Here is a 23,616-nt window from a genome sequence, read left to right as displayed (position 1 = left end):
TATTAACCTGGAGTAGGAGGGACATCTGTTACTAATGGTACAAATGGCCCTTCTGTAACAGATTCAAATGGTGTATCAAGAATAGAAGATAGAATGAGGAAGTTTGCATCTCCAATTAAAAAGAGTGCGGACGACGATACACCGTTCATTTTAATCTGTCCGACTTTTAACTCGCGATTTACAACGTTAAGGTTCATACATACTTACTCCTTTCGGAAATTGCCCGGTATGTGTTGAATAAAGGAGAGAAAGGCTTTGTCGATATCTTGTTTCATTGCCTGAATAATAATATCTCGTAAATAATCTGGATCCGTTGAAATTCCTTCATATGGTTGAGCTTGTGATAAATAATAAGGAAGTCGATGTTCCATCTGTTTTTTTATGTCATCCACCATCATTTGTCGATACATTTCATCAAGTGGTGTTCGCTCTTCTTGTTCAAAATGGAGAATTCGATTATATGCTTCTTCATCCAAGTAGCGATGCATTTCTTGGAGGATGTCTTGATAGAAATCTGGATTCGTATCAGTTTCAGGATTGACCTTTAATGTTTCTGTATCAACTTGAAAATCCTCAATTTGTTGTCCTTTTTTTGAGAATGGATTTAAGCCGATATTTAAAGTGCCATTTAAATTTTCTACTTTTAATTGATCGAATTTGTATTCCACTTTTCCTATAGAAGAGGAGGGGCGACTTTTTAATTCATTAAGCTCTTCTTGTAATTGGCGCACTTGATCTTCTAGATTAAGGATGGTTGTTTGTTGTATTTGGAGAGCTTGCTGAAGTTGGTGTAAGTAAGTATATATATCTTGATTCATTTTGTGAAACCTCCTTTTCCATAGGGAGGGTAAATAGATTCCTGCTATATATTTATGACAAGAATGCCTTAAGAAGAACTAGTTGATGGTTTGATAGAAATAATTTGTCCTTTCGCCTGTAATGGGCGAAGGGGCTCCGTAAATCCGCCCGAATTTGAAAATTTAGATAGGGCTTTAATACTTCCGGCAGTACCAATTTGGAATACAGAAGAGGTTGTAATGCTATCAATTTTAATGCTGTTGATGATGATACTTTGGTTTACATAAAAATTCAATGCAATCGCCTCCTTTAAGTTGAGCCAATTATCGCTTGATCGATTACATCTGAATCGTTGACAGTTGTTGCACTTTGATAATTGTAGACAGAAACGTTATCTCCAACGTTGAAAGAACCGGCCCCGGCGAAAGCACGTGAGTAACTAATAGGCCTAATCGCAAATACATCTCCAATATGAAAAATACCACTGGATCCAATATTGACGATACGAATATGTCCGACCATAGCTGGCATACAAAACACCCTTCGTTTTTAAAATTTTCTTTTCTACTATTGTATGGGCGTTTCTGATAAAATGTGTGTTTTTTTGAAATAAAAGAAACACACGCATTATTGCGTGTGTGTTTCGAGTGTTTGAATAGGGTGAAAATCCGTATGTACATGACAAATTACATTTAAGAGCCTGTCCAGTTCTTGGCTACAATCCACTGTTCTTTGAGAAGTCATTCCGTAGCGTTCAGCAAAATAGATCATTTTTTCACGTTTTTTTTCAATAGCTTGCTCAAACATTGAAATCGGCTCCATCTCTAAATGAAATTTTTAGTATATATGTAGTACATATTATACAAAAAATTCATAAAAAAGGAATGCCTTCGCTAAAAAAAGTAAAATTTCTACATTTTATGCTAAATAATGAATAAGTAACGAATAAGGTACGAGAAGAATATTGTAAAAATTAGCGTGCAAGAGAAGGTTTTTTTCTTGCGGATGCGAATACAATTATAGGGTATGAGTATTAGGATGGAGAGTGGAAATATTGCGTTTTGTAACGGCGAAGAAAGAAGAAAAGGTATTTGTAGGTATTGTGGATGAAGAAGAAGAAAAGGTATTGCACTTAAGAGAAGCGCAAAGGCAAAAGGGGGAAAAGGTTACAATCCCTATTACAATGTTAGAGTGTATTGAAAGAGGGACCATATGCTTTGAGAAAGTATGTGAAATTGTAAATTGGGCAAGTGAGAACGGGGAAGCAGCGTATTACCCGTTAACAGAGGTGAAAATATTAGCGCCGATTCCAAGACCAAGAAAGAATATTTTGTGCGTTGGAAAAAACTATCGTGAGCATGCGGTAGAAATGGGTGGAGTAGAGTCTATTCCGGAAAATATAATGATCTTTACGAAAGCGCCAACAACAGTTATTGGCATAAATGAGCAAATTAATGGTCACCCTCACGCAACGGATGAACTAGATTATGAAGGAGAACTAGCTATCATTATTGGTAAGCGAGGGAAACAAATTAAAAAAGAAAAAGCGCTTGAGCATGTTTTTGGTTATACGATTATAAATGATGTAACAGCTCGAGACATTCAAAGAAAACATAAACAGTTTTTCCTTGGGAAAAGCTTCGATACATTTTGTCCGATGGGACCATATTTAATTCATAAATCAATGGTTGAAACGCCGAATGCATTACACATTGAAACGGTAGTAAATGGAGAAGTAAGGCAAACTTCCAACACAAATAAAATGATTTTTTCAATAGAAGAAATTATTTCAACGATAAGTAAAGGAATGACATTAGAACCAGGCGATATTATCGCAACAGGAACGCCAGCTGGTGTCGGAAAAGGTTTTACACCACCGAAGTTTTTACATGCTGGTGATGAAGTTGTCGTTACAGTAGAAGGAATTGGTACTTTGCGAAATGTAGTGAAATAAAGAAAAGAGCTATCTTATTAAAAGATAGCTTTTTTTATGGCCTTGGGTTATAGAGATAATCGATAACGGAAAAAGTGTAAAGACCAATTAATGCAAGTGTACAAATGCCAATTAGCATAACCGCAAGTGCGCTTTTTTCTCGTCCAAAACCAATAATAGTAAGAATAACAGCAGTCCAAAATGATGCTTTCAGTAGTGTGAATGTAGTAGGAGTTGAGTAGTGAGTAAGCCATGTTGTGGAAAGTAGGAAACCAAAGAATGTAACTAAAATAAAAGATGTAGCTAAATAGTTAATATGTTTGCCATATCTTAATAACATATCAAACCTCCTTTTACGAATGGAAATACAGAAAATTACAATTTCATTCTAATGTAAATTAATATAAAAAGAAAGAGGTTGTCCTAACATGCAGGACAACCTCTCTATTATTACGATAATACAGCTTTAATTTTTTGGAATGCCCACTCTAAATCTTCTTCAGAGATTACTAGAGGTGGTGCGATACGAATTACATTTTCGTGTGTTTCTTTACATAACAGACCAGCTGCTTTTAGTTGTTCACAGTAAGGACGAGCTGGCTCGTTTAATTCGATACCGATGAATAAACCTTTACCGCGAACTTCAGTGATCATTGGGTTATCAATTTCTTTTAATTGCCCAACTAATTTTTCTCCTAATTGAAGAGAACGTTCAGTTAATTTTTCTTCTTCTAACACTTCAAGAGCTGCGATAGAAACAGCACATGCAAGTGGGTTACCACCGAATGTAGAACCGTGAGAACCTGGCTCGAATACACCTAAAATGTCGCGGTTTGCTGCAACACAAGAGATTGGGAACACACCGCCGCCAAGTGCTTTACCAAGTATGTACATGTCAGGAGTTACATTATCCCAGTCACAAGCAAATACTTTACCAGTACGGCCTAAGCCTGTTTGGATTTCATCTGCTACGAATAAAACGTTTTCTTTTTTACATACTTCAAGAGCTTCTTTTAAGTAACCAGCTGGTGGGATGTTAATTCCTGCTTCACCTTGGATTGGCTCTAAAATGAATGCTGCTGTGTTTGGTGTAATAGCAGCTTTTAACGCTTCTAGATCACCGTAAGGAATTACAATGATACCAGGAAGCATTGGGCCGAATCCACGCTTGTACTCTTCATTTGAAGACATAGAAACAGAACCCATTGTACGTCCGTGGAAGTTATCTTCACAAACGATGATTTCAGCACGGTTTGCTTCTACTTTCTTCACATCATAAGCCCAGCGGCGAACTGTTTTAATTGCAGTTTCAACAGCTTCTGCACCTGTATTCATTGGAAGTACCATTTCTTTATTAGTTAGTTTCGCAACTTTTTCGTACCATGGACCTAATTGATCGCTATGGAAAGCACGAGAAGTTAACGTAACACGATTAGCTTGGTCAATTAGAGCATTAATAATTTTTGGGTGACGATGACCTTGGTTTACTGCAGAATATGCACTTAATAAGTCCATATAGCGGTTTCCTTCAGGATCTTCTACCCAAACACCTTCTGCTTTAGAAATAACGATTGGAAGTGGATGATAGTTATTTGCCCCGTATGTGTCTGTAAGTTCGATAATATCCTTAGTTTGAATCATGATTGTTCCCCCTTTTGTTATTACAAGAAGTTTGTAAATACTCTAAATATTATAGCATTTAAATATAAAAAAGCGAAACATTTCCTGAAAATAAATGAACATGTTATCATATAGAGTGAAAAAGTGTGAAAAGAGGAGGTAAGGGATACGATGGTACATATGCATATTACAGCATGGGCGTTAGGTTTAATTTTATTTTTTGTAGCGTATTCTCTTTATTCAGCAGGAAGAAAAGGGAAAGGTGTACATATGGGGCTTCGCCTAATGTACATTATCATTATTGTGACAGGCTTCATGTTGTACATGAGTATTGTGAAGACAGCAACAGGTAGCATGCACATGTGGTATGGCTTAAAAATGTTAGCTGGTATTTTAGTTATCGGTGGAATGGAAATGGTTCTTGTAAAAATGAGCAAAAACAAACCAACAGGGGCGGTTTGGGGCTTATTTATTGTTGCGTTAGTAGCGGTAATATACTTAGGGCTAAAATTACCGATTGGCTGGCAAGTATTCTAATAAAAAATAAAACCACCTTATAATCTCAAATGTTTGGGAGGTAAGGTGGTTTTTTATTTTAGGTCGCATCGATATGCAACTCTTCTCCGTTTACTTTCGTAAAACGAAACATATTTTTATTTGACGCAGCGTGACGAACGAAATGATGCTGCAGTGTACAAATCATTTCTTCGTTATCGAACAAAAGAATATTTACTCCTTCGCATGCTTCTTCTTTCGGTAAGAAAGATAAATAATTATGACAATACATGCAATCATATAAAGAGTAGTGAAGGGATTGCAATGATTCGGTTAATAATGTGAAGACGGAGTCTGGTAATTCCTCGAGCCATTCATTATAGCTAAGAAGTAATTTTTTTCGAATACGTATCATTTCACCATTTTGCAAATGGTGTTGCTCGTTGGCGATTTGTAAAACATCTTGTTCATAGAAACGAGCTGGTAGCCAGTTGTTGTTATATAAAATCTCAAAACCATCTTCGGCAATATCTTCTAATAAAAATGCTTCATCATTTTCATCATCAAAGAATACCCATTCATTGTTTATATATTCTACATTACCGACTGTATGAGCGCGAGGCTGGTTATATAAAATATGGTTACGTTGTATCATACACGATTTCTCCTTTATGAAAAGTAGTTATTTCTGTTATAGACAGTTCGTGCATTCTTTATAACTAGACACATCTATACATAGGTGGGCATACAATAAAACACGTTTTACTGAGTGAAAATGCTATTCCATATGTGGATGGTAGGTTATCGTCAAGTTTTTCAATTTTTTGATCCGCACTCTTAGGGTGTGGATTACTGCGCGTTTAGGAAAAGAAATAAGATGGAAGGATGATTCGTATGTGCGGGATTACAGGATGGGTGGATTATAAACGCTCATTAGAAGGAGAAAGGGCTGTCGTTACGAAAATGGCTGAGACATTAGCGAAACGTGGTCCGGATGATAATAAGGTTTGGATTAAAGGCAATGTCGCATTTGGACATAAGCGGTTAATTGTTGTAGACCCTGAGGGTGGTAAACAGCCAATGACTTGTTTAAAAGATGAAACGAATTATGCCATTTGCTATAACGGTGAACTATATAATACAGAAGACATTCGAAAGGAATTAATAAGAAGAGGATATACATTCAAAGGTCATTCTGATACGGAAGTATTATTAGCTTCTTATATTGAATGGAAAGAAGAATGTGTCGATCATTTAAACGGTATATATGCGTTTGCTGTATGGGATGAACAGAAAGAACAAGTATTTATTGCGCGAGATCGACTAGGTGTAAAACCGCTATTTTATAAATATGATAGTGGGCGATTACTATTTGGTTCAGAGTTAAAAGCGATACTGGCTCATCCAGATGTGAAGGCAGAAGTAACGTTAGAAGGGTTATCTGAAATATTCGGTCTTGGACCATCGAGAACACCTGGTCATGGTATTTATGCTGGTATAAAAGAATTACGTCCAGGTCATGCGATGACATTTTCAAAGAACGGTTTATGTATATGGAGATATTGGAATGTGGAAAGTAAAAAACATGAAGACTCTTTTGAAGAAACAGTAGAGAAAACACGCTTTTTATTACAAGATGCGATTACAAGGCAGCTCATTTCTGATGTACCACTATGTACTTTTCTATCAGGAGGTGTAGATTCGAGCGCGATTACAGCAATTGCTGCGAAAGAATACGCACGGTCAGGAAAAGGGCAATTACACACATACTCTGTTGATTATGAAGATAATGACAAATACTTTAAAGCGAATGCGTTTCAGCCAAATTCAGATGCACCATTTATTAATTTAATGACGGAAACATTTCAAACAACCCATCATCGCTGTGTCATTTCGAATGAGCAACTAGCGGAGTATTTAACAGAAGCAGTACTCGTTCGTGATTTGCCTGGTATGGCAGATATCGATTCGTCATTATTATGGTTTTGCCGCGAAATTAAACAAGATTTTGTCGTCGGCTTATCTGGAGAATGTGCAGATGAAATCTTCGGTGGTTATCCGTGGTTTTATAGAGAAGATGATCTACAATCAAGTGCATTTCCGTGGATGCGTTCTACTGAGGCGCGTGAACAACTTCTAAAAAAAGAATGGAGAAATAAACTGAATTTACAACAATATGTACAAAGGCGTTATGAAGAATCGATTCAAGAAGTTCCTGTTTTAGAGGGAGAAAGTCCGTTAGAAGCGAAGAGACGCCAATTATTTTATTTAAATATGGTATGGTTTATGACAACGTTATTAGACAGAAAAGACCGTATGAGTATGGGAGCAAGTTTAGAAGTACGCGTTCCATTCGCGGATCATCGCCTTGTCGAATATGCGTGGAATATTCCTTGGGAAATGAAAATGTATAAAAACCGCGAAAAAGGTCTATTACGCAAAGCATTAGAAGATGTACTTCCGCATGACATCTTATATAGAAAGAAGAGTCCTTATCCGAAAACACACAATCCACACTATACAAAAGCAGTAACGGTATGGCTTCAAAATTTATTAACGGATAAAGGTTCAATTTTGCATGAACTATTTGATAAAGAGCAGCTGAGCGGATTGATTGGATCAGGCGGCAGTGCATTCCAAACACCGTGGTTTGGTCAATTAATGAGTGGGCCACAACTTTTAGCTCATTTAGCACAAATTCATGTTTGGTTTAAAGAGTATGGGGTAAATATTAAGGAATAGGGAAAAAGCGGCTTACAGTATGTAAGTCGCTTTTTGTTAAATAAATTGTCATGTGAAATTCAAAATCACCTTATAAATAATACTTAATTAGAATTATTATTTTGACGTACTTATTATTACTTGTTATAATTGGAAACAAACGTTCTGAAAAGGATTCTCATTTATAAAATTGAGGTGTTATATAGATGACAAAGAAAAAAATAGGTTTACTCGTAATGGCGTATGGAACACCAGAATCATTAGACGATGTAGAGGCATATTATACACATATTCGTCACGGGCGTAAGCCGACCGAAGAAGCACTCCAAGATTTAATCGGGCGCTATAAAGCGATTGGAGGAATTTCACCGCTTGCAAAAATTACGAAAGAGCAGGCGCATAAATTAACAGATTCAATGAATAACATATTTACAGAGTATGAATTTACTTGTTACTTAGGTTTAAAACATATTGCACCATTTATAGAAGATGCTGTAGAAGAGATGAAGCGAGATGGGATTGAGCAGGCAATTAGCATTGTATTAGCACCGCATTATTCTACATTTAGCATTAAAGCGTATAATGAGCGCGCGATTCGCCTATCAAAAGAAATAAATGGTCCTGTTATTGAACCGATTGAACAATGGTACGATGAACCGAAATTTATTTCTTATTGGGCAAATCAAACAAAAGAAACGTTTACAACTATTCCGGATAAAGAGAAAGCAGTCGTAATTTTTTCGGCGCATAGTTTACCAGAAAAAATTATTGCAGCAGGAGACCCGTATGTGGAGCAACTAAAGCATACGGCAGATTTAATTGCAGAAGCTGCAAATATTCAACACTATACAATCGGTTGGCAAAGTGCTGGGAATACTCCAGATCCGTGGATTGGTCCAGATGTGCAAGATTTAACGAAAGATTTATATGAAGAGTATGGGTATGAATCATTCATATATTGCCCAGTTGGTTTTGTGGCAGAGCACTTAGAAGTTTTATATGACAACGATTATGAATGTAAAGTTGTAACTGATGAATTAAATGCCAAATATTTTAGACCAAATATGCCGAATGCACAATCCGCATTTATTGACTGTTTAGCTGAAATTGTTTCCAAAAAGGTGAAGGAAATGGTTGACAAAGAATTAGTTTTGAATAATAATTAAATTATAATAATTTTAAATAAATAATAATTACTAAGAGAGAAAGAGGAGGATCCCCCTAGATGAATCCAAATAATCGCTTAACAACAAACCAAGGTGCTCCAGTTGGAGACAACCAAAATTCTCGTACAGCTGGTCGTCGTGGACCGGTATTATTAGAAGACTATCATTTAGTAGAAAAACTTGCGCACTTTGATCGTGAGCGTATTCCAGAGCGCGTTGTGCATGCACGTGGTGCAGGTGCTCACGGTGTATTCGTAACGAAGAACAGTATGAAGCTATATACGAAAGCAGCATTTTTACAAGATGAAGGAACTGAAACGCCTGTATTTGTTCGTTTCTCAACGGTTATTCATGGTCAAGGTTCTCCAGAAACAGCTCGTGACCCACGCGGATTCGCTGTTAAATTTTATACAGAAGAAGGAAACTACGATATCGTAGGTAATCATTTACCAGTTTTCTTCATTCGTGATGCAATTAAATTCCCTGATATGGTTCATTCTTTAAAGCCAGCACCGGATACAAATATTCAAACGCCAGATCGTTATTGGGATTTCATGACGTTAACTCCAGAATCTACACATATGATGACATGGGTATTTTCTGATTACGGTACACCAGCAAGCTATCGTGAAATGGAAGGTTTCGGCGTCCATTCATTTAAATGGATTAATGCAGAAGGTAAAATTGTTTATATTAAATACCACTGGAAACCACAGCAAGGTGTGCGTAATTTAAACGCAAAAGAAGTGCAAGAAGTACAAGGGAAAGACTTCAATCATGCAACTCGTGACTTGTTCGACGCGATCGAAAAAGGAAATCATCCGAAATGGGATTTACACGTACAAGTTATGCAACTGGATGAAATGGATTCTTTAGACTTTGATCCGCTAGATCCAACGAAAGTATGGCCAGAAGATCGCTTCCCATTAATCGAAGTAGGGACGATGACGTTAAATCGTAATCCGAAAAACTTCTTTGCAGAAGTGGAGCAAGTAGCGTTCTCTCCAAGTGCAACTGTAAATGGTATTGAACCATCTGAAGATAAATTATTACAAGGTCGTTTATTCTCTTATCCAGATACACAGCGTTATCGTCTTGGTGCAAATTATTTACAAATTCCTGTAAACTGCCCATACGCAGCTGTTCATAACCAACAACGTGATGGTGCGATGCAAATGAATCAAAACCCATCTACAATCAACTACGAACCGAGCCGTCATACAGAAAATCCAGTTGAAGACAAAGCTTACCGCGATTCAACTATGAAAGTAGAAGGCTATGTGTCTCGTGAAAAAATTGAGAAACCAAATGATTTCAAACAAGCAGGTGAGCGTTACCGTTCATTCTCTAAAGAAGAGCAAGATAACTTAATTGCAAACTTAACAAATGACTTGAAAGACGTAAATGAGCAAACGAAATTACTAGCTATTTGCAACTTCTTCCGTGCAGATCACAATTACGGCATGCGTTTAGCAGAGGCGTTAAACGTTGATATTACGCAATATGTAGGAAATGCTCCGAAATAAAGTGGAACTGTAATCAGTGAGAGATCTTATTGCCTGCCAATAGCGGGATAAATAGGAAAAGACGACCGGGTTTCGGTCGTCTTTTTTTTTTTGTGTAAAATATGTTTTACATACAAGAGGTGTATTTGATGGATGTTGCTATTTTTATTATTGCTTTAAGTGTATTTTTATTTGTAGTATTTGCTATTGTGAAAATGTTTATAGCGATTGGAAAACAAGGTGATGAGCGCTCCGCCTTTATAAAAAATAAAGCGATGGCTGAGACGTTTACAATTGCGATGGGATTAATGGTACTTGAGATGATTCCTTTCATTTATCATCGATTTAATGAAACGATAGGAACGCCGTTTAATCCGGTTCGTTTTTTAGCTGTAATAGCTGTGGTATTTCTTATTATATTAAGTTTGAATAAAAGGAAGTACGGTGATTCGTAAGTTACGCAGAGTATTTTGTGTTTAGATTATGTTGGGGTTTGTTGGTAAATCGATATGTTGTGTCGAAACGTGTTGATATATCCCTTCTGATACCAATCGAGGGATGAGGGGAGAAAAACACCAATAAATGCTATGTAACAAGTCCCTTTTATTGAATAAAATTAAGTGGCCTGAGTTCTATGATAGATAGGAACTCAGGCTTTTTTATGCAAAAAATTTATGAAATCTTTTTGGGATAAAACTAAGGACAAGAAAGAGGGCAATTTCACCTAAAATAGCGACAGTGATATTGAGTAAAAAGGTGCGAAAATTTGCAGTGATGTGAGTAAGAATCGCGTATTTCCAATAAGATAAGCTCATGAAAATCACTCCTTGTAGCATTTTTAATAGTATATAAAATTTGTTTCGTAAAAGTGCATGTCTTAGTTTGTCATTTGTGAAAAAACAAAATAAATTCTCAATATAATCTCAACAATTGAGCAATAAATGATGGAATATATTACCTGTTTTACTGCATAGGAATAGGAGTGTTCACAAAATATTTTCTGAATTAACATAAAATTTACAAAAAACTAATAAATTGTTGAAATAATACAAACGAAAATATATACTCTATATATACTTTTTACAAAATAAGGATGTGATGAAGTGAATTACATGTTTACTTAGTTGGGTATGCTTAAGTTCATTTTACAAATTCGAAAAAATTAAGTGAGGAGAAATGTACATGTTTCGATTTATGAAATCGCCAATCGGTATAGCGGCTGGGGTAGCGGCGGTTATATTAGCGTCACCAAAAGCGAGAAAGGGGCTAAGAAAGCTAGCGGTAAAAACAGTATCTGTTTTTCTTGGTGCAAAAGAACAAATTCAAAATGCTAGTTCAGAAATGGAAGAAGCTTTACCGAAAGTAAAAGAGGCGGCACGTAAAGTGGCAGTAAAAACAGTATCGCCAATTATTGGAGCAGTAGAAGCTGTGCCAACAACTATTTCTAAATTCCAGGAAAAATGGGCGTCTCGTGTAAATGCATATCATTCTGAGCAGAGTGTAGATTACGAAAGCATACCTGTTACTCCTTAGATAGTAAGTGATTTTACTTCCTTTACAAGGATAAGGAGGATGATGATGCAGAGTAAATCATTAAAAACGAGATTTATACGATCGTTACCTGGAAGAATTCGAATTGAAATATATAAACTAAAACACAACTTGGACATGGCGAACTTGATAGTAGAACGTTTTCGTGACGTGGAAGGTATTTATCAAGTGAGTCCCTCTATCTCTACAGGAAGAGCCCTGATTACTTACGATATCAACAAGACCTCTCTACATACCATTTGTGAAATAATTAAACTCCTAGAAGAACAAATTACAAAGAATAATAACTTTAACAATATTGAAGAAACGAAGAAAGCAGAAGATTCTTCATCTAGTGTAATTTCTTACGAGAAAAAAGGTGAAGGTGTTCCGTTGCCACTAGCGCTTTCTGTCGCTGGGTTAGGTGCGTTCGGTATAAAGCAACTATTTATGGGGAGATCAGCCTTAGCTAGAAGTCCAGGACTTTTTTACGTGTCGGGGGCTTTATCTGTTGTGACGGGATACCCGTTTTTAAAACGAGGATTCAAAAAAATGGTTGCTAGCAAAAAAGTGAATTCTGATCTAGTGCTTGGCATAGGAACGCTTGCACTCGCGCTCGCGCGGGAAAATATCGTCGTACTAGCGGGACTTAGTCTATTAAATTATTTAAATTGGAAGCGTAGTCAAGCGAACATAAATGAAGAGACAGATTCGTATAAAGAAAGGATTTTATCCCCGGAAATTAAAGCATATAGTGAAAAGCAATCGAAATGGGGCATGCTTTTTGGCGGAGCAACATGGGCCTTTACGAGAAATCCGCTACGCGGAATGGCGGTTTTATTAGCTGCGAATCCGAAACCTGCAGTTTCGTCTGCCGAGTATGCATGGCGACAAGGAGATCTCGTTGCGAGAGAAAGAGGATACCTTATTCCAAATGAAGGATCGTTATCTCAACTGTCCCGAACGAGAACAATCGTATTTGACGATATATCATGTATATTCCGTCACGAAGAAGCGGAGATTAGCTGCATTTCAGAAGATGAAGGGCAAGTTTGGTGCACGGCAGCCTCACTGCTGGAGAAAAGTGAGCATAATTGGAAAGAAGAAGTTGTGCAGCGAGCAAAGCAAACAGGAAGAACGTTAAGGAAAGCTTTTGAAGTCGAAGTTGATGACGAAGGGATAAAAGGTGACATACAAGGCAATCCATCCTTTATCGGGAGTAAAGGATTTGCGCAGAGAAATGGTGTAGATATAAGCGCTTATGAGTTAGAAGCGAAAGGACTTGGTAAAGAAGGATTTAACGTTCAGTTTGTTGCTAAAGGTAGAAAATGTGTAGGGTTGTTAGTTGGATCGAAAATGACGATTACACCTGAATTCACAGAAATAATGAATGAATTAAGTAAAAATCAGTGGAAGTTTGCAGTTTTGCAAAATAGTTTACATGTAAATCATAGTGTTCTTTCGCAGTACGGTATTGATGCAAGTTGGCAACATAGTGATGTTGTAGAGCGTGTGGAGCGTATTCGTTCGGATGGGGAAGAAGTGTTATTTGTTTGTGAGGATAATATTGAATTTCCGTCTGTATCTCACTATGAAATGAAAAATATATTTCAGTCAATCGCCTACGCGAAACGAATCGATCTATTGGTGAAAGAACATTTTCGAGTAGCGAAAATGTGGAATATTGCCGGTGAGATGCTGGCTGTTTGGTCTATATTCACGGCACCTATTATCGCTTTAATGGCAAACGCTCTCTCTTTAACATTTTTATCTAGAGCGAAGCGAGTAAGTGAGAGGATTTTTTCTAATAAAGAGTTACTGAATATGAACCACTCCGCAGCTAGAGAAACTTCTACGAAATGGTATACACTCTCGCAAGAAGATGTAATAAACGATTTACAAGTGGAGAAACAGCAAGGATTAAGCGCTCGAGAAGTGCAAATGCGACAAGAAAAGTATGGAATGAATAGAATTGAACCGAAGCAGTCTATTCATTGGATTGTTTCATTTATGGGGCAATTTAAAGAGTTTACATCGCTTATTTTACTTGGAGCAGCTGGATTGTCTGTATTATCGGGCGGGGTGTTTGATGGATTGGCGATGGGGACAATTCTCGTTGTCAATGCGGTAATCGGCACTCTTCAAGAGCGAAAGGCAGAAAAAGTAGTGGAAGCTTTAAATCAATTCCGTGCGCCGAACTGCACAGTAACCCGTGAAGGGGAAGAAGTAGAAATAGCAAGTAGTGAGCTCGTTCCTGGCGATATTGTCTGCCTTCAAGCTGGAGACCGTGTGCCTGCGGATCTTCGTGTTATAGACTCTTGGAATTTAGAAGTTAATGAAGCGATGTTAACGGGTGAGTCTCTACCAGCTGAAAAGAAAGTGAATGCTGTAGGTGAAGAATGTTCCTTAGCGGAGCGGAATAATATGCTCTTTATGGGCACATCCGTAACGCGCGGCAAAGCGAGAGCTATAGTGGTGGAAACAGGGATGAGTACAGAGATGGGCTATATGATTTCCTTGATGAAGGGGGAAGAAACAGAGCCTACACCACTACAGCAAAAGGTGACGTCTATTAGTAAAACCTTTATTAAAGGAGCATTTGTGGCTGGCGGTATTGTACTTGTAGCAGGATTGCTACGCGGTTTACCGATTACGCAAATGATTACAACATCGGTTGCTCTTACAGCATCGGCTGTGCCAGAAGGTTTACCGATTATGATTACAATCGCTTTAAGTGCAGGGATATTTCGTATGCAAAAGCAAAATGCACTCGTTCGGAAGCTTTCCAGTTTAGAAACGTTAGGCAGAACAACTGTTATTTGTTCTGATAAAACAGGTACTCTTACGAAGAATGAAATGACAGTTAAAGTCATTGCCACGCCAAATCGTATGTGGAGTGTATCAGGTGATGGGTATGAACCGGTTGGTGCAATATCGGATGTAACGTCGTCTAAGGTCGCGGCTGCTGTAGAGATGGAAGTAGAAGAAGCGACTTATCATGAAAGTGAAAAAACAGCGTTAGAACATCCAGACTTCGTTCGCGTTCTGCAAATCAGTGTCCTTTGTAATAATAGTAAGTTAGAACAAGAAGACAATCAGTGGATTGTGAAAGGTGACCCGACTGAAGGGGCTTTATTAAGTTTTGCTTCTAAAGCGGGTGTTTCATATAAGGATATGGCATCATTTGAACGACATCATGAAGATCCGTTCGACTCTGAGACGAAAATTATGAGTGTCGTTTGTAAGGAAAATGAATCATTGTATAAGTTTTCGAAAGGATCTGTAGAGGCGATCCTTACTAGATGTAAATGGTATCAACATAACGGTGAAATCTATCCGTTATGTGATAAAGAAAAAGAGGTCATTTTACAACAAAATGAAGGTTTTGCAGAACAGGCATTACGGGTATTAGGTTTTGCGTATAGCAATGTTGAGAATGATGACCTTATTTTTGTTGGATTAGTTGGTATGATTGATCCGCCAAAACCTGAAGTGGAAGATAGTATTCGTGAAGCAATTGAACTTGGTGTAAAGCCTGTCATGATTACTGGGGATCATCCGACTACGGCGATTTCTATTGCGAAGCAGACTGGCATTTGGAATCGTGATGATCGTGTTTTAACAGGGGTAGAAATCGACAATGTAACAGATGAAGAATTAAAAGAAATTGTAAAAAATACTTCTGTTTTTGCTCGCGTAACACCGGCACATAAGTTACGTATAGTAGCTGCATACCAAGCGGACGGTCAAATTGTAGCAATGACCGGAGATGGTGTAAATGATACACCTGCTATAAAGAAAGCGAACATAGGTATTGCGATGGGGCAAACAGGAACAGAAGTAACGAAAGAAGCTGCCGATCTTATATTGAAAAAAGATCATTTCGGTTCCATTGTGGAAGGGGTAAAAGAAGGTAGAACGATCATTGGTAATATTCGTAAAGCGGTTGGATGTTTATTGACGGGAAATTTAGCTGAAGTATTAGTGACAAGTGCGGCAGTTATTGCGGGAATGCCGATTCCGTTAGTGCCAATTCAAATTTTATTAATGAATCTTATTACGGATGCTTTACCAGCGATGATTTTAGCTGTAAATCCTGGAAACAAAACGAAGCAAACGAAACGTCAAGATATTGTTGATAAAGAGTTGTACAAAAAAGTTGTAACGCGGGGAATACTGCTTGGAGCAGGTTCACTTGTTTTATTCGGCATGAGCTTAGCAGCTGGCGTGCCTCTTGCGGTAGCGCAAACATCAGCATTTGCAGCATTAGTTGCAGGTCAACTTATTCAAACATTCTCTTGGAGACAAGAAGGATCGGATGAAACGATGCGTGATTGGTCAAAAGATCGTTTCTTTGTGACAGCATTAGGAACATCTTGGCTTGTATTATTATCGGCTATATATGTTCCGCCATTTGCTCGTATATTCCATACCGTTCCATTGACATTTATGCAATGGGTACCTGTTCTTCTAGTAGCTGGTACAGTGTCTCAAATTTCAAAACCTATTATTAATTTAATTTCATATAAGAATGATGACTCGAAAAAATTGGTAGGTAATGAACTAGCATTATTAAAAACAGTGTAAAGGAGTAATGAAAATGATACGAAAAATTGTTATTGGATCTACTTTAGCGTTAGCAAGTGCCGCTTTATTACCTGTTGTAAGAAATACGCTTCGTCCACTTGTTGAATCAGGTGCAAAAGGTATGAAGTCTACTTTTGAAACGATTAAAGAAGAAGTGGAAGATATTATTGTAGAAGCGAAAATGGATAGAATGCAAAAACAATTTGAGAAAGAACTTTCTTATGTCGAAGAAGATCATTCTGATGAACAAGAGATAATTGAAGCAGCTGCAAAGGTTGAGGAAAAGGAGGAAGTAAGAAATGACGCATAAAGCTGTTGAACAAGATGTAGATTACCACTTAGAGAAAGCGTTAGAACATTTTGAGCAAGCGTTAGATTTAAGTGTAAAAGCCGCATCGGAAAATAAAGCGATGGAAAAAGAAATTTCGAGTAAAATGGGATCTTTTACGGGAGATATTTTTCGATCTGTTCGTGAAAAAGGGAAAGTAAATCGTATGAATATAATGAAGTGGTTCACTCTACCCCGTTTTTAAAAAGAGTTGTTAAGTGGAAGGAATATAGGGAGTTATTTTCTCCCTTATTCATATTCCATGCTATGTGTGTCACGTTAGTTTCCGGGATGTTTAACAATACGAAGGGGTGAACGAAATGGCAGCATGGATGATGGTATTAGCACTAACATTTTCATCGAGCATCGACAACTTAGGGGTAGGGATTTCTTATGGCATTCGAAATATAAAAATTAGTCATCTATCAAATTTTATTATTTCGGTAATTTGCTTTTTATTTAGTGTAGTAGGAATATATTTTGGCTTATGGCTGTCAAAAATTTTACCTGGGATAATGCCGGTTGTAATCGGTTCGTTCTTATTAGTTATAATCGGTCTCCGAATCATCTTACTAGCAATTCCTCGGAAGGTTTTGGTGCAAGAGATTGAAGGAGAAGTGGCGGAAACAGAAATAAATGGATTAACGAAAAATATCGGTAAATCTGGGGAAATCGGTTTTGTGGAGTCTATTTTTCTTGGGATTGGTTTGTCTGCTAATGCGCTCACAAATGGATTAGGAGCGGGTTTGTTCGGTTTGAATCCAATTGCTATTTGTATTGCGGCTGCAGTTGGTAGTTTTATTACAGTATGGGGCGGAGTTGCGTTGGGAAGAAAGATAGCTCACGTTCGCATCGGTAAATTCACTTTAGGTCAGTTTGGTACATTGATTAGTGGAACATTATTATTAGTTATTGCGTTTGCTGCATTTTTTGATTAATTCATAGAAGGTGAGTGAAAGTGAGATTACTGTATAAAAGGCTTAAGTACTCGGAACTAGAGTCGGAGTTACAATTAGTAGAAAGTGTTTTAAGTTCAGGGTATTTTATTTTATTGGATTTAATCTTCGTATCTTTCGTATTAATGGTACTGACCTTTTCTATGCATCATTCATTTTTTATAGCAATTGTCACATTCGTGAGTTCTTACATAATTTGCGGTAGTGTATTTTTATTATTGCGGAAATGGTTAAAATGAGTTGAAAAGCTATCTTAAATTTTTAAGATAGCTTTTTTGTTTACAAAATGTAAACATATAAAGGACTTCTATCTTGAAAATAGTCAAAAAAATTTGTTAATATGAATTGTATAGAGATTGTAGTTGTTTTTCTTATAATAACTATGGTTATTCTCGTGAATAAAGGGGAATGAGATATGTCTCAAGATAATGAAAAAAGTAATCTGGGATTGCTGTTGAAAAAGTTACTTAAGGAAAAGTCTTTATCGATGCGAAAGCTTAGTTCTCTTACTGAAATTGATACGGCTACCATTTCAATGATTGTAAATGGTAAGCGAAAGGCGAATCCGAAGCATTTGCAAAAGTTCGCGGAGAGTCTTGATGTTCCGGTTGGTGATTTGTTTATGGCGGCAGGCTACTCTATTGAAACAAAACAGGAGGAGCAATCGGATATTCACGTTTCCATTAATAACATTGAACATTTACTTGAATCCGCCCAGCTGTATGATCAAAAGTTTAGTATATCGAATGTGGAGCAGCAATTAGTGAATTATGAACAATATTCGCAAACAGAAGAAGGGAAAGAAACGATTGAAAAGGGGTTTCTTGAAAAGATTCAAAAGGTAAGCAGTATTGGCCCGTTTATTAATGATTTAAAAGAATTGTATGAAAGATTTACGAAGAAGAAGGGAACGACTGCAGAACTTGCTTTAATGGGAAGTGCGCTGATCTACTTTATATTATCGGTCGATGTAATTCCGGATTATATATTTCCAATCGGCTATTTAGATGATGCGGTTGCAGTACAACTCGTTTTGAATGCACTAATGAAAAGGTAAGATGTTTATATGAATAGATAGATGAAGATATTTATATACCAATAGTTTGGAATAATTGTATCGTTATGAATATACGAAAAAGGTGTACCCCGTGTTAGAACGGAGTACACCTTTTTCGTTTTAATTGGCCGATTTTTCTACATACTCATAAGCTTTCTCGCCATGCATCGAAATATCAAGTCCCATGTGTTCCTCGTGCTCATCTACCCGAACAGGGAGGAAGAAGTTAATAACTTTAATAATGGCGTACGTCATTATAATTGTGAATGCATATGTTGCTCCAATTGCTACAAGTTGTTTAAATAGTAAAGCGGCATTTCCGTAAAATAATCCGTTAGCACCATCGGCATTTACTGTAGTAGTTGCAAATAGTCCTGTCGCAATACCGCCCCAAGTTCCGCCGATGCCGTGGCATCCGAATGCATCAAGTGTATCATCGTATCCGAATTTTGTTTTTAAGAAAAAGACTGCTCCGAAGCATAATACGCCGCCAATTGCTCCGATAAGAAGAGCCGAGAAAGGTGTAACGAACCCGCAAGCTGGTGTAATAGCGACTAAACCGGAAACAACTCCGCAAGCAGCTCCCATCGCAGTCGGTTTTGATTGGAAGAACCATTCTGAAAGCATCCAAGTTAATGCGGAGGCAGCTGCGGCTATATTTGTATTAATAAATGCGGTTAAAGCTACATCATTTAAAGATAATGCACTTCCGACGTTAAAACCGAACCAGCCGAACCATAGTAAGCCTGCGCCTAACATCGTAAATGGTAAATGGTGAGGAGACGAACCGTTTATGTTTTTTCGTTTTCCAAGGAAAATCGCTAATACAAGACCGGCAACTCCGGAAGTGATGTGAACGACGTTTCCGCCAGCGAAATCTAGTGCACCAAGTTCCCTTAGCCACCCACCGACGCCCCATACCCAATGAGCGACAGGATTGTAAACGATTGTTGTCCATAGAAGGATGAAAATAAGGAAAGCGGAAAATCGCATTCTTTCGGCGAATGCACCTGAAATTAAAGCAGGAGTTAAAATGGCGAACATGAGTTGGAACATCATAAATAAGTTGTGAGGAATAGTAGATGAGTAGTCTGGATTTGGTGCGTAGGTAACGCCGTTTAAACCGAACCAATCAAGTGTACCGATAAGTCCGTGCCAATCTGGTCCGAATGATAAAGAATAGCCGATCACAATCCATTGAATCGAAACGATAGCCATTGCGCTATAGCTATGCATTGTCGTACTGAGTACGTTTTTGCTGCGAACCATGCCCCCATAAAAAAGTGCCAATCCTGGTGTCATTAACATGACCATTACTGTCGTTACAAACATAAAAACCGTATCTCCCATATTTTTGATCTCCCCTTCTATAATGTTAGAAAAAATAACATCGCCTTGTTATGTTTCATATCATATTCGAAATGAAAATAAAAATCAACTAAAAATTCAGAAAACTTTATAAGTGATGTTAGAAAATCTTACATGAATTATTTTGTGAGGATGGAAATCGACATATGCGTTTCGTTCGGATAATTGGTATAATATTCTTACAATTAAAAAACTTGGGGGATGCGTGTGGGGAAAATACGGACTAGGAAACTATTCATTTGTTTTTGTTTAGCTGTTGCTTTGTTTGTACCAATACATACTTTTGCAGACGAAAAAAGAGAGTGGCGAGATGAAGTTATATACTCCATTATGATTGATCGCTTCAATAATGGAGAACCGAAAAATGACAAACAGTTAGAAGTTGGTAATTTAGAAGGGTATCAAGGCGGGGATATAAGAGGGATTATAAAAAGGTTGGATTACATAAAAGAAATGGGTTTTACTACCGTAATGCTTTCGCCGCTTTTTGAAAGTGGAAAGTACGATGGATTAGACGTGCGAAATTTTAAAAAGATAAATGAACATTTTGGGACCGAAAATGATGTGAAAGAACTTGTAAAAGAAGCTCATGCAAAAGGAATGAAAGTTGTATTTCAATTTCCTCTGGGAGAAAACGAACAACAAGTAATGGAAGCAATGAAATGGTGGATAAAAGAAGTCGATTTAGACGGAAGTTATGTTCTACATAGTGAAAAAAAGCCACGTTCCCTTTGGGATGACGTGCAAAAAGATATGCAAGTGATAAAGAAAGATTTTCGTATTATGACAAAGGGAGATAGTGAATACAACGAAAAAATAGTTGAATCGTTTTCCAAAGCGGATGTATCGGTGAAATCGTTATACGATGTGAGTAGAAAAGAAGGGGAATTTGTTACGTTTTTAGATGATCAAGAAACAAAAAGATTTGCGCGTATTGCAAAAGAAAATATGTATTATCCGCCATCACGTTTAAAACTGGCGCTTACTTATTTGTTAACATCACCTGGAATTCCGAATTTTTATTACGGAACTGAAATTGCATTAGATGGGGGAAGTATACCCGATAATAGACGATTAATGGATTTTAAGTCAGACGAAAAGTTTATGCAGCACATAACAAAACTCGGTGAACTTAGACAAGTGAGACCGTCTTTACGACGCGGTACGTTTGAGCTTCTGTATGATAAGGGTGGAATGAGTATACTGAAACGAAAGTATAAAAATGAAGTAACTTTAGTAGCAATTAATAATACAAAAGAAACACAAAAAGTTTCTTTACCTGTAAGTGCGATCGGTGAAAAACAAGAGTTAAGAGGATTGTTGCAGGATGAAATTATAAGAGAAGAAAACGGAGAATTTTATCTCGTTTTAAAGCGCGAAGAATCAAATGTGTATAAAGTTAACGGGGAAACAGGTGTGAATTGGTTATTTATTTCCTTAATCGTCGGTGTGAATGTATTATTTATTGCGTTTTTAATTGCAGTTAAAAGGAAACGTAAATGAGTTATTTACAAAAAAAGTTACTCACACTATGTTCGTGTCTTTTTATCCCGCTATTTGTCGGGCTACCCGTAAAAGCCCGATTGGTGAGGGCTGATTAAAGTTTCACTTTATTGTATTTGTAAGTTTATATTTTGGGGACAACGGTGACGATGGGAAGTTTGTTCTGTAGGGCGATAGTGTTCATTCTGTTGATATGGAAGTTCTTAAGGGAAACGATATAAAATATAAAATCGAAAGTGATAAAGTATATATTCCTGAAAAATCGTTTAATAAAGCGATATGGTGCTATTCTTAATAAACATAAAAACTCCTCTAAGGAGAGAAGTTTTCCGGGTTAGGGAGAAAGTCTTCTTCCTAACCTGTTTTTGTGTCAACACCGATAGGAAAAGACCTTTGAAAGAAACAACAATTGCAACTATATTAATTTTACATTACATTAAAGTTAGGGAATACTCTTATACTAATACAGTGCTAAATAGTAGGTGGGAAAATGGAATTTTACGATTTGGGTATTACCATTAAAGAGCTTAGAATTAAAAAAAATATATCACAATCCGAATTATGTGATGGAATATGTTCACAAAGTCAAATTAGCAAGATCGAAAAAGGTGTGATTTATCCATCTAGTATATTGTTATATCAATTATCAGAAAGACTTGGTATTGACCCAAATAATATATTTGCACTAACTCAAAATAAAAAATTAAAATATGTAGAAAATGTAAAATGTGTAATAAAAGATTGTTTAAAACAAAAACAATATAAAGAACTTTATGAAATAGTGAAAAAAGAGAAAGATGAAAAAAATTTCCAGGCAAAAGAAGATAAACAATTTCTACTATGGCATGAAGCAATTGCTGTATTTGAGGTGAACAGATCCATAAAAACTGCTTTAAAGCTTTTAAATAATGCATTAAAACTAACTTTAACCAATGTTGATTTTTTATCAGAAAGAGAAATAGATATTATGCAGACAATGTCTATATTTTATGCGGAAAATAAAGAATATGATAAAAGTATTACTATATTAGGAAGATGTTTAACTAATTTTAATAAGTTAGATTTTCCGAGAGATAAAGCGATTAAATTAAAAATTATTTTTAATTTAGCGAAATGTTTAGGTATGACCTATCAATATGAAGAGGCGATAAAATACATTGATAAAGGCATCAAATTAGCTATTAATCTAAATACTTTATACTTATTAGGTGAACTGTACTATTTAAAAGGATGTAATTTATTAAGATTTAAACAACAGAATGAAGAAGATATTGCAAAAAACATGAAAAAAGCATTATTTATATTTGAACTAACAGAAAAAGAAAATCTGATAAAAGTGGTAAAAGAAAAATATTTTGAAAACCAAACTGAAAAAAGTCATTCATAATACATTTGGAAATCACTTGAAATATAATAAAACCTACAGGGAAAATCCCTGTAGGTTTTACGCTTATAAACATCTTATTAATTTCTATAAACTTAATTCTAAAATAATTAGTGTTTAATATAAATTTTTGAATAAGAGTTTACTTAGTGTACTTTTTATTTTGAAGTCTGCATCTTTATTAACAATTTATGCTTCTTTTTAATTCCATCCAAATATTGTTAAAATTAAGATGGTTCAAGTCAGAGGAAGGCACTTTGAGGTGTCTTTTTTTATGACCTTTATCATTAACTATTTAATGTTTTTTAAATGATTACATGACATAGTTTTTTTGTACCAAGCTTTGTTGATGCAATTAGACTTATCCGTTAGTGTATTCGTATTATTAGAACATCCTACAATATTTAGGGAGAATGTAACTAATAAAAACCATAATATTAATTTCTTCAAATAACCACTTCTAACTCTTTTTAGTTAACATTTTTCGAGATCTTTACTAATTTTACATTACATTAAAGGTTGGGAAATATTCTTATACTCATAAATTGTTACGTTTGAGCGGGGAGAGGAATTATGAGTTACAGCGATTCTTGAGATGACTTTGGCTCAGGATGTAATTAATAAGAAAAGTAATTCAAGTCGAGGGGAAGCGTCCTAAGGTGTCT

Annotated in this window: 24 protein-coding genes and 1 pseudogene; 16 read left to right on the top strand and 9 right to left on the bottom strand. The window is 36.4% G+C overall.

What is annotated here, in order from left to right:
- Nucleotides 1-2: 2 nt before the first annotated feature.
- From gerPD to COK05_RS12940, 5 genes are all read right to left on the bottom strand, one after another.
- The gene (gerPD, locus tag COK05_RS12960) at nucleotides 3-197 is read right to left on the bottom strand and encodes a spore germination protein GerPD (RefSeq protein WP_098612892.1); all 195 of its coding nucleotides are present in this window, start codon (nucleotides 195-197) and stop codon (nucleotides 3-5) included.
- A 6-nt stretch (nucleotides 198-203) separates the two neighbouring features.
- The gene (gene gerPC / locus COK05_RS12955; protein WP_098612891.1) at nucleotides 204-818 is read right to left on the bottom strand and encodes a spore germination protein GerPC; all 615 of its coding nucleotides are present in this window, start codon (nucleotides 816-818) and stop codon (nucleotides 204-206) included.
- Nucleotides 819-886: 68 nt separating this feature from the next.
- A complete protein-coding gene (gene gerPB / locus COK05_RS12950) occupies nucleotides 887-1,093 on the bottom strand; it encodes a spore germination protein GerPB (protein ID WP_001012506.1) in 207 nt (68 codons plus the stop codon).
- 14 nt (nucleotides 1,094-1,107) lie between these two features.
- Entirely contained in the window at nucleotides 1,108-1,329 is a 222-nt protein-coding gene (gene gerPA / locus COK05_RS12945; RefSeq protein ID WP_001111187.1) for a spore germination protein GerPA, read from the bottom strand.
- Between the two features lie 96 nt (nucleotides 1,330-1,425).
- Nucleotides 1,426-1,605, bottom strand: coding sequence for an aspartyl-phosphate phosphatase Spo0E family protein (locus COK05_RS12940; RefSeq protein ID WP_098612890.1), 180 nt, complete (start codon nucleotides 1,603-1,605; stop codon nucleotides 1,426-1,428).
- 247 nt (nucleotides 1,606-1,852) lie between these two features.
- Between COK05_RS12940 and COK05_RS12935 the strand changes: the two genes are divergently transcribed.
- Nucleotides 1,853-2,752, top strand: a complete 900-nt coding sequence (locus COK05_RS12935) for a fumarylacetoacetate hydrolase family protein (protein WP_176539436.1) — start codon at nucleotides 1,853-1,855, stop codon at nucleotides 2,750-2,752.
- A gap of 34 nt (nucleotides 2,753-2,786) precedes the next feature.
- On the opposite strand, the gene COK05_RS12930 is transcribed toward COK05_RS12935, so the two are convergent.
- The gene (locus COK05_RS12930; RefSeq protein ID WP_098612888.1) at nucleotides 2,787-3,071 is read right to left on the bottom strand and encodes a hypothetical protein; all 285 of its coding nucleotides are present in this window, start codon (nucleotides 3,069-3,071) and stop codon (nucleotides 2,787-2,789) included.
- 110 nt (nucleotides 3,072-3,181) lie between these two features.
- Entirely contained in the window at nucleotides 3,182-4,372 is a 1,191-nt protein-coding gene (gene rocD / locus COK05_RS12925; RefSeq protein WP_098612887.1) for an ornithine aminotransferase, read from the bottom strand.
- Nucleotides 4,373-4,522: 150 nt separating this feature from the next.
- Here rocD and COK05_RS12920 point away from each other — a divergent pair, with 150 nt between their 5' ends.
- The gene (locus COK05_RS12920; RefSeq protein ID WP_098612886.1) at nucleotides 4,523-4,888 is read left to right on the top strand and encodes a YisL family protein; all 366 of its coding nucleotides are present in this window, start codon (nucleotides 4,523-4,525) and stop codon (nucleotides 4,886-4,888) included.
- A 58-nt stretch (nucleotides 4,889-4,946) separates the two neighbouring features.
- Here the strand turns inward: COK05_RS12920 and COK05_RS12915 are convergent, their stop codons facing one another.
- Nucleotides 4,947-5,501, bottom strand: a complete 555-nt coding sequence (locus tag COK05_RS12915; RefSeq protein ID WP_098612885.1) for a DUF2777 domain-containing protein — start codon at nucleotides 5,499-5,501, stop codon at nucleotides 4,947-4,949.
- Between the two features lie 239 nt (nucleotides 5,502-5,740).
- Between COK05_RS12915 and asnB the strand changes: the two genes are divergently transcribed.
- The 11 genes from asnB (at nucleotide 5,741) to COK05_RS12860 (ending at nucleotide 18,696) form a co-directional block, all read left to right on the top strand.
- Nucleotides 5,741-7,588, top strand: coding sequence for an asparagine synthase (glutamine-hydrolyzing) (asnB, locus tag COK05_RS12910; RefSeq protein ID WP_098612884.1), 1,848 nt, complete (start codon nucleotides 5,741-5,743; stop codon nucleotides 7,586-7,588).
- A gap of 185 nt (nucleotides 7,589-7,773) precedes the next feature.
- The gene (gene hemH, locus COK05_RS12905; protein WP_098612883.1) at nucleotides 7,774-8,733 is read left to right on the top strand and encodes a ferrochelatase; all 960 of its coding nucleotides are present in this window, start codon (nucleotides 7,774-7,776) and stop codon (nucleotides 8,731-8,733) included.
- A gap of 59 nt (nucleotides 8,734-8,792) precedes the next feature.
- On the top strand, nucleotides 8,793-10,259 hold the full coding sequence (gene katB / locus COK05_RS12900; protein WP_098612882.1) for a catalase KatB: 1,467 nt from the start codon (nucleotides 8,793-8,795) through the stop codon (nucleotides 10,257-10,259).
- Nucleotides 10,260-10,387: 128 nt separating this feature from the next.
- Nucleotides 10,388-10,693, top strand: coding sequence for a hypothetical protein (locus COK05_RS12895; protein ID WP_098612881.1), 306 nt, complete (start codon nucleotides 10,388-10,390; stop codon nucleotides 10,691-10,693).
- A gap of 727 nt (nucleotides 10,694-11,420) precedes the next feature.
- The gene (locus tag COK05_RS12890; RefSeq protein WP_098612880.1) at nucleotides 11,421-11,771 is read left to right on the top strand and encodes a YtxH domain-containing protein; all 351 of its coding nucleotides are present in this window, start codon (nucleotides 11,421-11,423) and stop codon (nucleotides 11,769-11,771) included.
- A 45-nt stretch (nucleotides 11,772-11,816) separates the two neighbouring features.
- The gene (locus tag COK05_RS12885) at nucleotides 11,817-16,355 is read left to right on the top strand and encodes a cation-translocating P-type ATPase (RefSeq protein ID WP_098612879.1); all 4,539 of its coding nucleotides are present in this window, start codon (nucleotides 11,817-11,819) and stop codon (nucleotides 16,353-16,355) included.
- A gap of 13 nt (nucleotides 16,356-16,368) precedes the next feature.
- On the top strand, nucleotides 16,369-16,665 hold the full coding sequence (locus tag COK05_RS12880) for a hypothetical protein (protein WP_098612878.1): 297 nt from the start codon (nucleotides 16,369-16,371) through the stop codon (nucleotides 16,663-16,665).
- Complete coding sequence (locus tag COK05_RS12875) at nucleotides 16,655-16,888, top strand: hypothetical protein (protein WP_098612877.1); 234 nt, start codon at nucleotides 16,655-16,657, stop codon at nucleotides 16,886-16,888. Before COK05_RS12880 ends, COK05_RS12875 begins: the two co-directional genes overlap by 11 nt.
- 115 nt (nucleotides 16,889-17,003) lie before the next feature.
- Nucleotides 17,004-17,621, top strand: a complete 618-nt coding sequence (gene ytaF / locus COK05_RS12870; protein WP_098612876.1) for a sporulation membrane protein YtaF — start codon at nucleotides 17,004-17,006, stop codon at nucleotides 17,619-17,621.
- Nucleotides 17,622-17,641: 20 nt separating this feature from the next.
- Nucleotides 17,642-17,878 (top strand): hypothetical protein, encoded by a 237-nt coding sequence (locus COK05_RS32060; protein WP_098612875.1) that lies wholly within the window; start codon nucleotides 17,642-17,644, stop codon nucleotides 17,876-17,878.
- A 176-nt stretch (nucleotides 17,879-18,054) separates the two neighbouring features.
- The gene (locus COK05_RS12860) at nucleotides 18,055-18,696 is read left to right on the top strand and encodes a DUF1232 domain-containing protein (protein WP_098612874.1); all 642 of its coding nucleotides are present in this window, start codon (nucleotides 18,055-18,057) and stop codon (nucleotides 18,694-18,696) included.
- A 120-nt stretch (nucleotides 18,697-18,816) separates the two neighbouring features.
- Here the strand turns inward: COK05_RS12860 and COK05_RS12855 are convergent, their stop codons facing one another.
- Nucleotides 18,817-20,046: an ammonium transporter gene (locus COK05_RS12855; protein WP_098612873.1), complete on the bottom strand. Its 1,230-nt coding sequence runs from the start codon at nucleotides 20,044-20,046 to the stop codon at nucleotides 18,817-18,819.
- A gap of 219 nt (nucleotides 20,047-20,265) precedes the next feature.
- Here COK05_RS12855 and COK05_RS12850 point away from each other — a divergent pair, with 219 nt between their 5' ends.
- The 3 genes and pseudogenes from COK05_RS12850 to COK05_RS12840 all read left to right on the top strand — a co-directional run bounded on the left by COK05_RS12850 (nucleotide 20,266) and on the right by COK05_RS12840 (nucleotide 22,954).
- Nucleotides 20,266-21,567: an alpha-amylase family glycosyl hydrolase gene (locus tag COK05_RS12850; RefSeq protein ID WP_098612872.1), complete on the top strand. Its 1,302-nt coding sequence runs from the start codon at nucleotides 20,266-20,268 to the stop codon at nucleotides 21,565-21,567.
- 109 nt (nucleotides 21,568-21,676) lie between these two features.
- A pseudogene (locus COK05_RS31720) lies at nucleotides 21,677-21,862 on the top strand (hypothetical protein).
- Nucleotides 21,863-22,057: 195 nt separating this feature from the next.
- Nucleotides 22,058-22,954 (top strand): helix-turn-helix domain-containing protein, encoded by an 897-nt coding sequence (locus COK05_RS12840; protein WP_098612871.1) that lies wholly within the window; start codon nucleotides 22,058-22,060, stop codon nucleotides 22,952-22,954.
- Nucleotides 22,955-23,616: the final 662 nt, after the last annotated feature.

Origin of the sequence: Bacillus cereus (assembly GCF_002567495.1) — a bacterium.
GTDB lineage: Bacteria > Bacillota > Bacilli > Bacillales > Bacillaceae_G > Bacillus_A > Bacillus_A cereus_AQ.
Note: the sequence above shows the minus strand (reverse complement) of the source record. Positions and strands in the feature narration are given on the sequence as shown.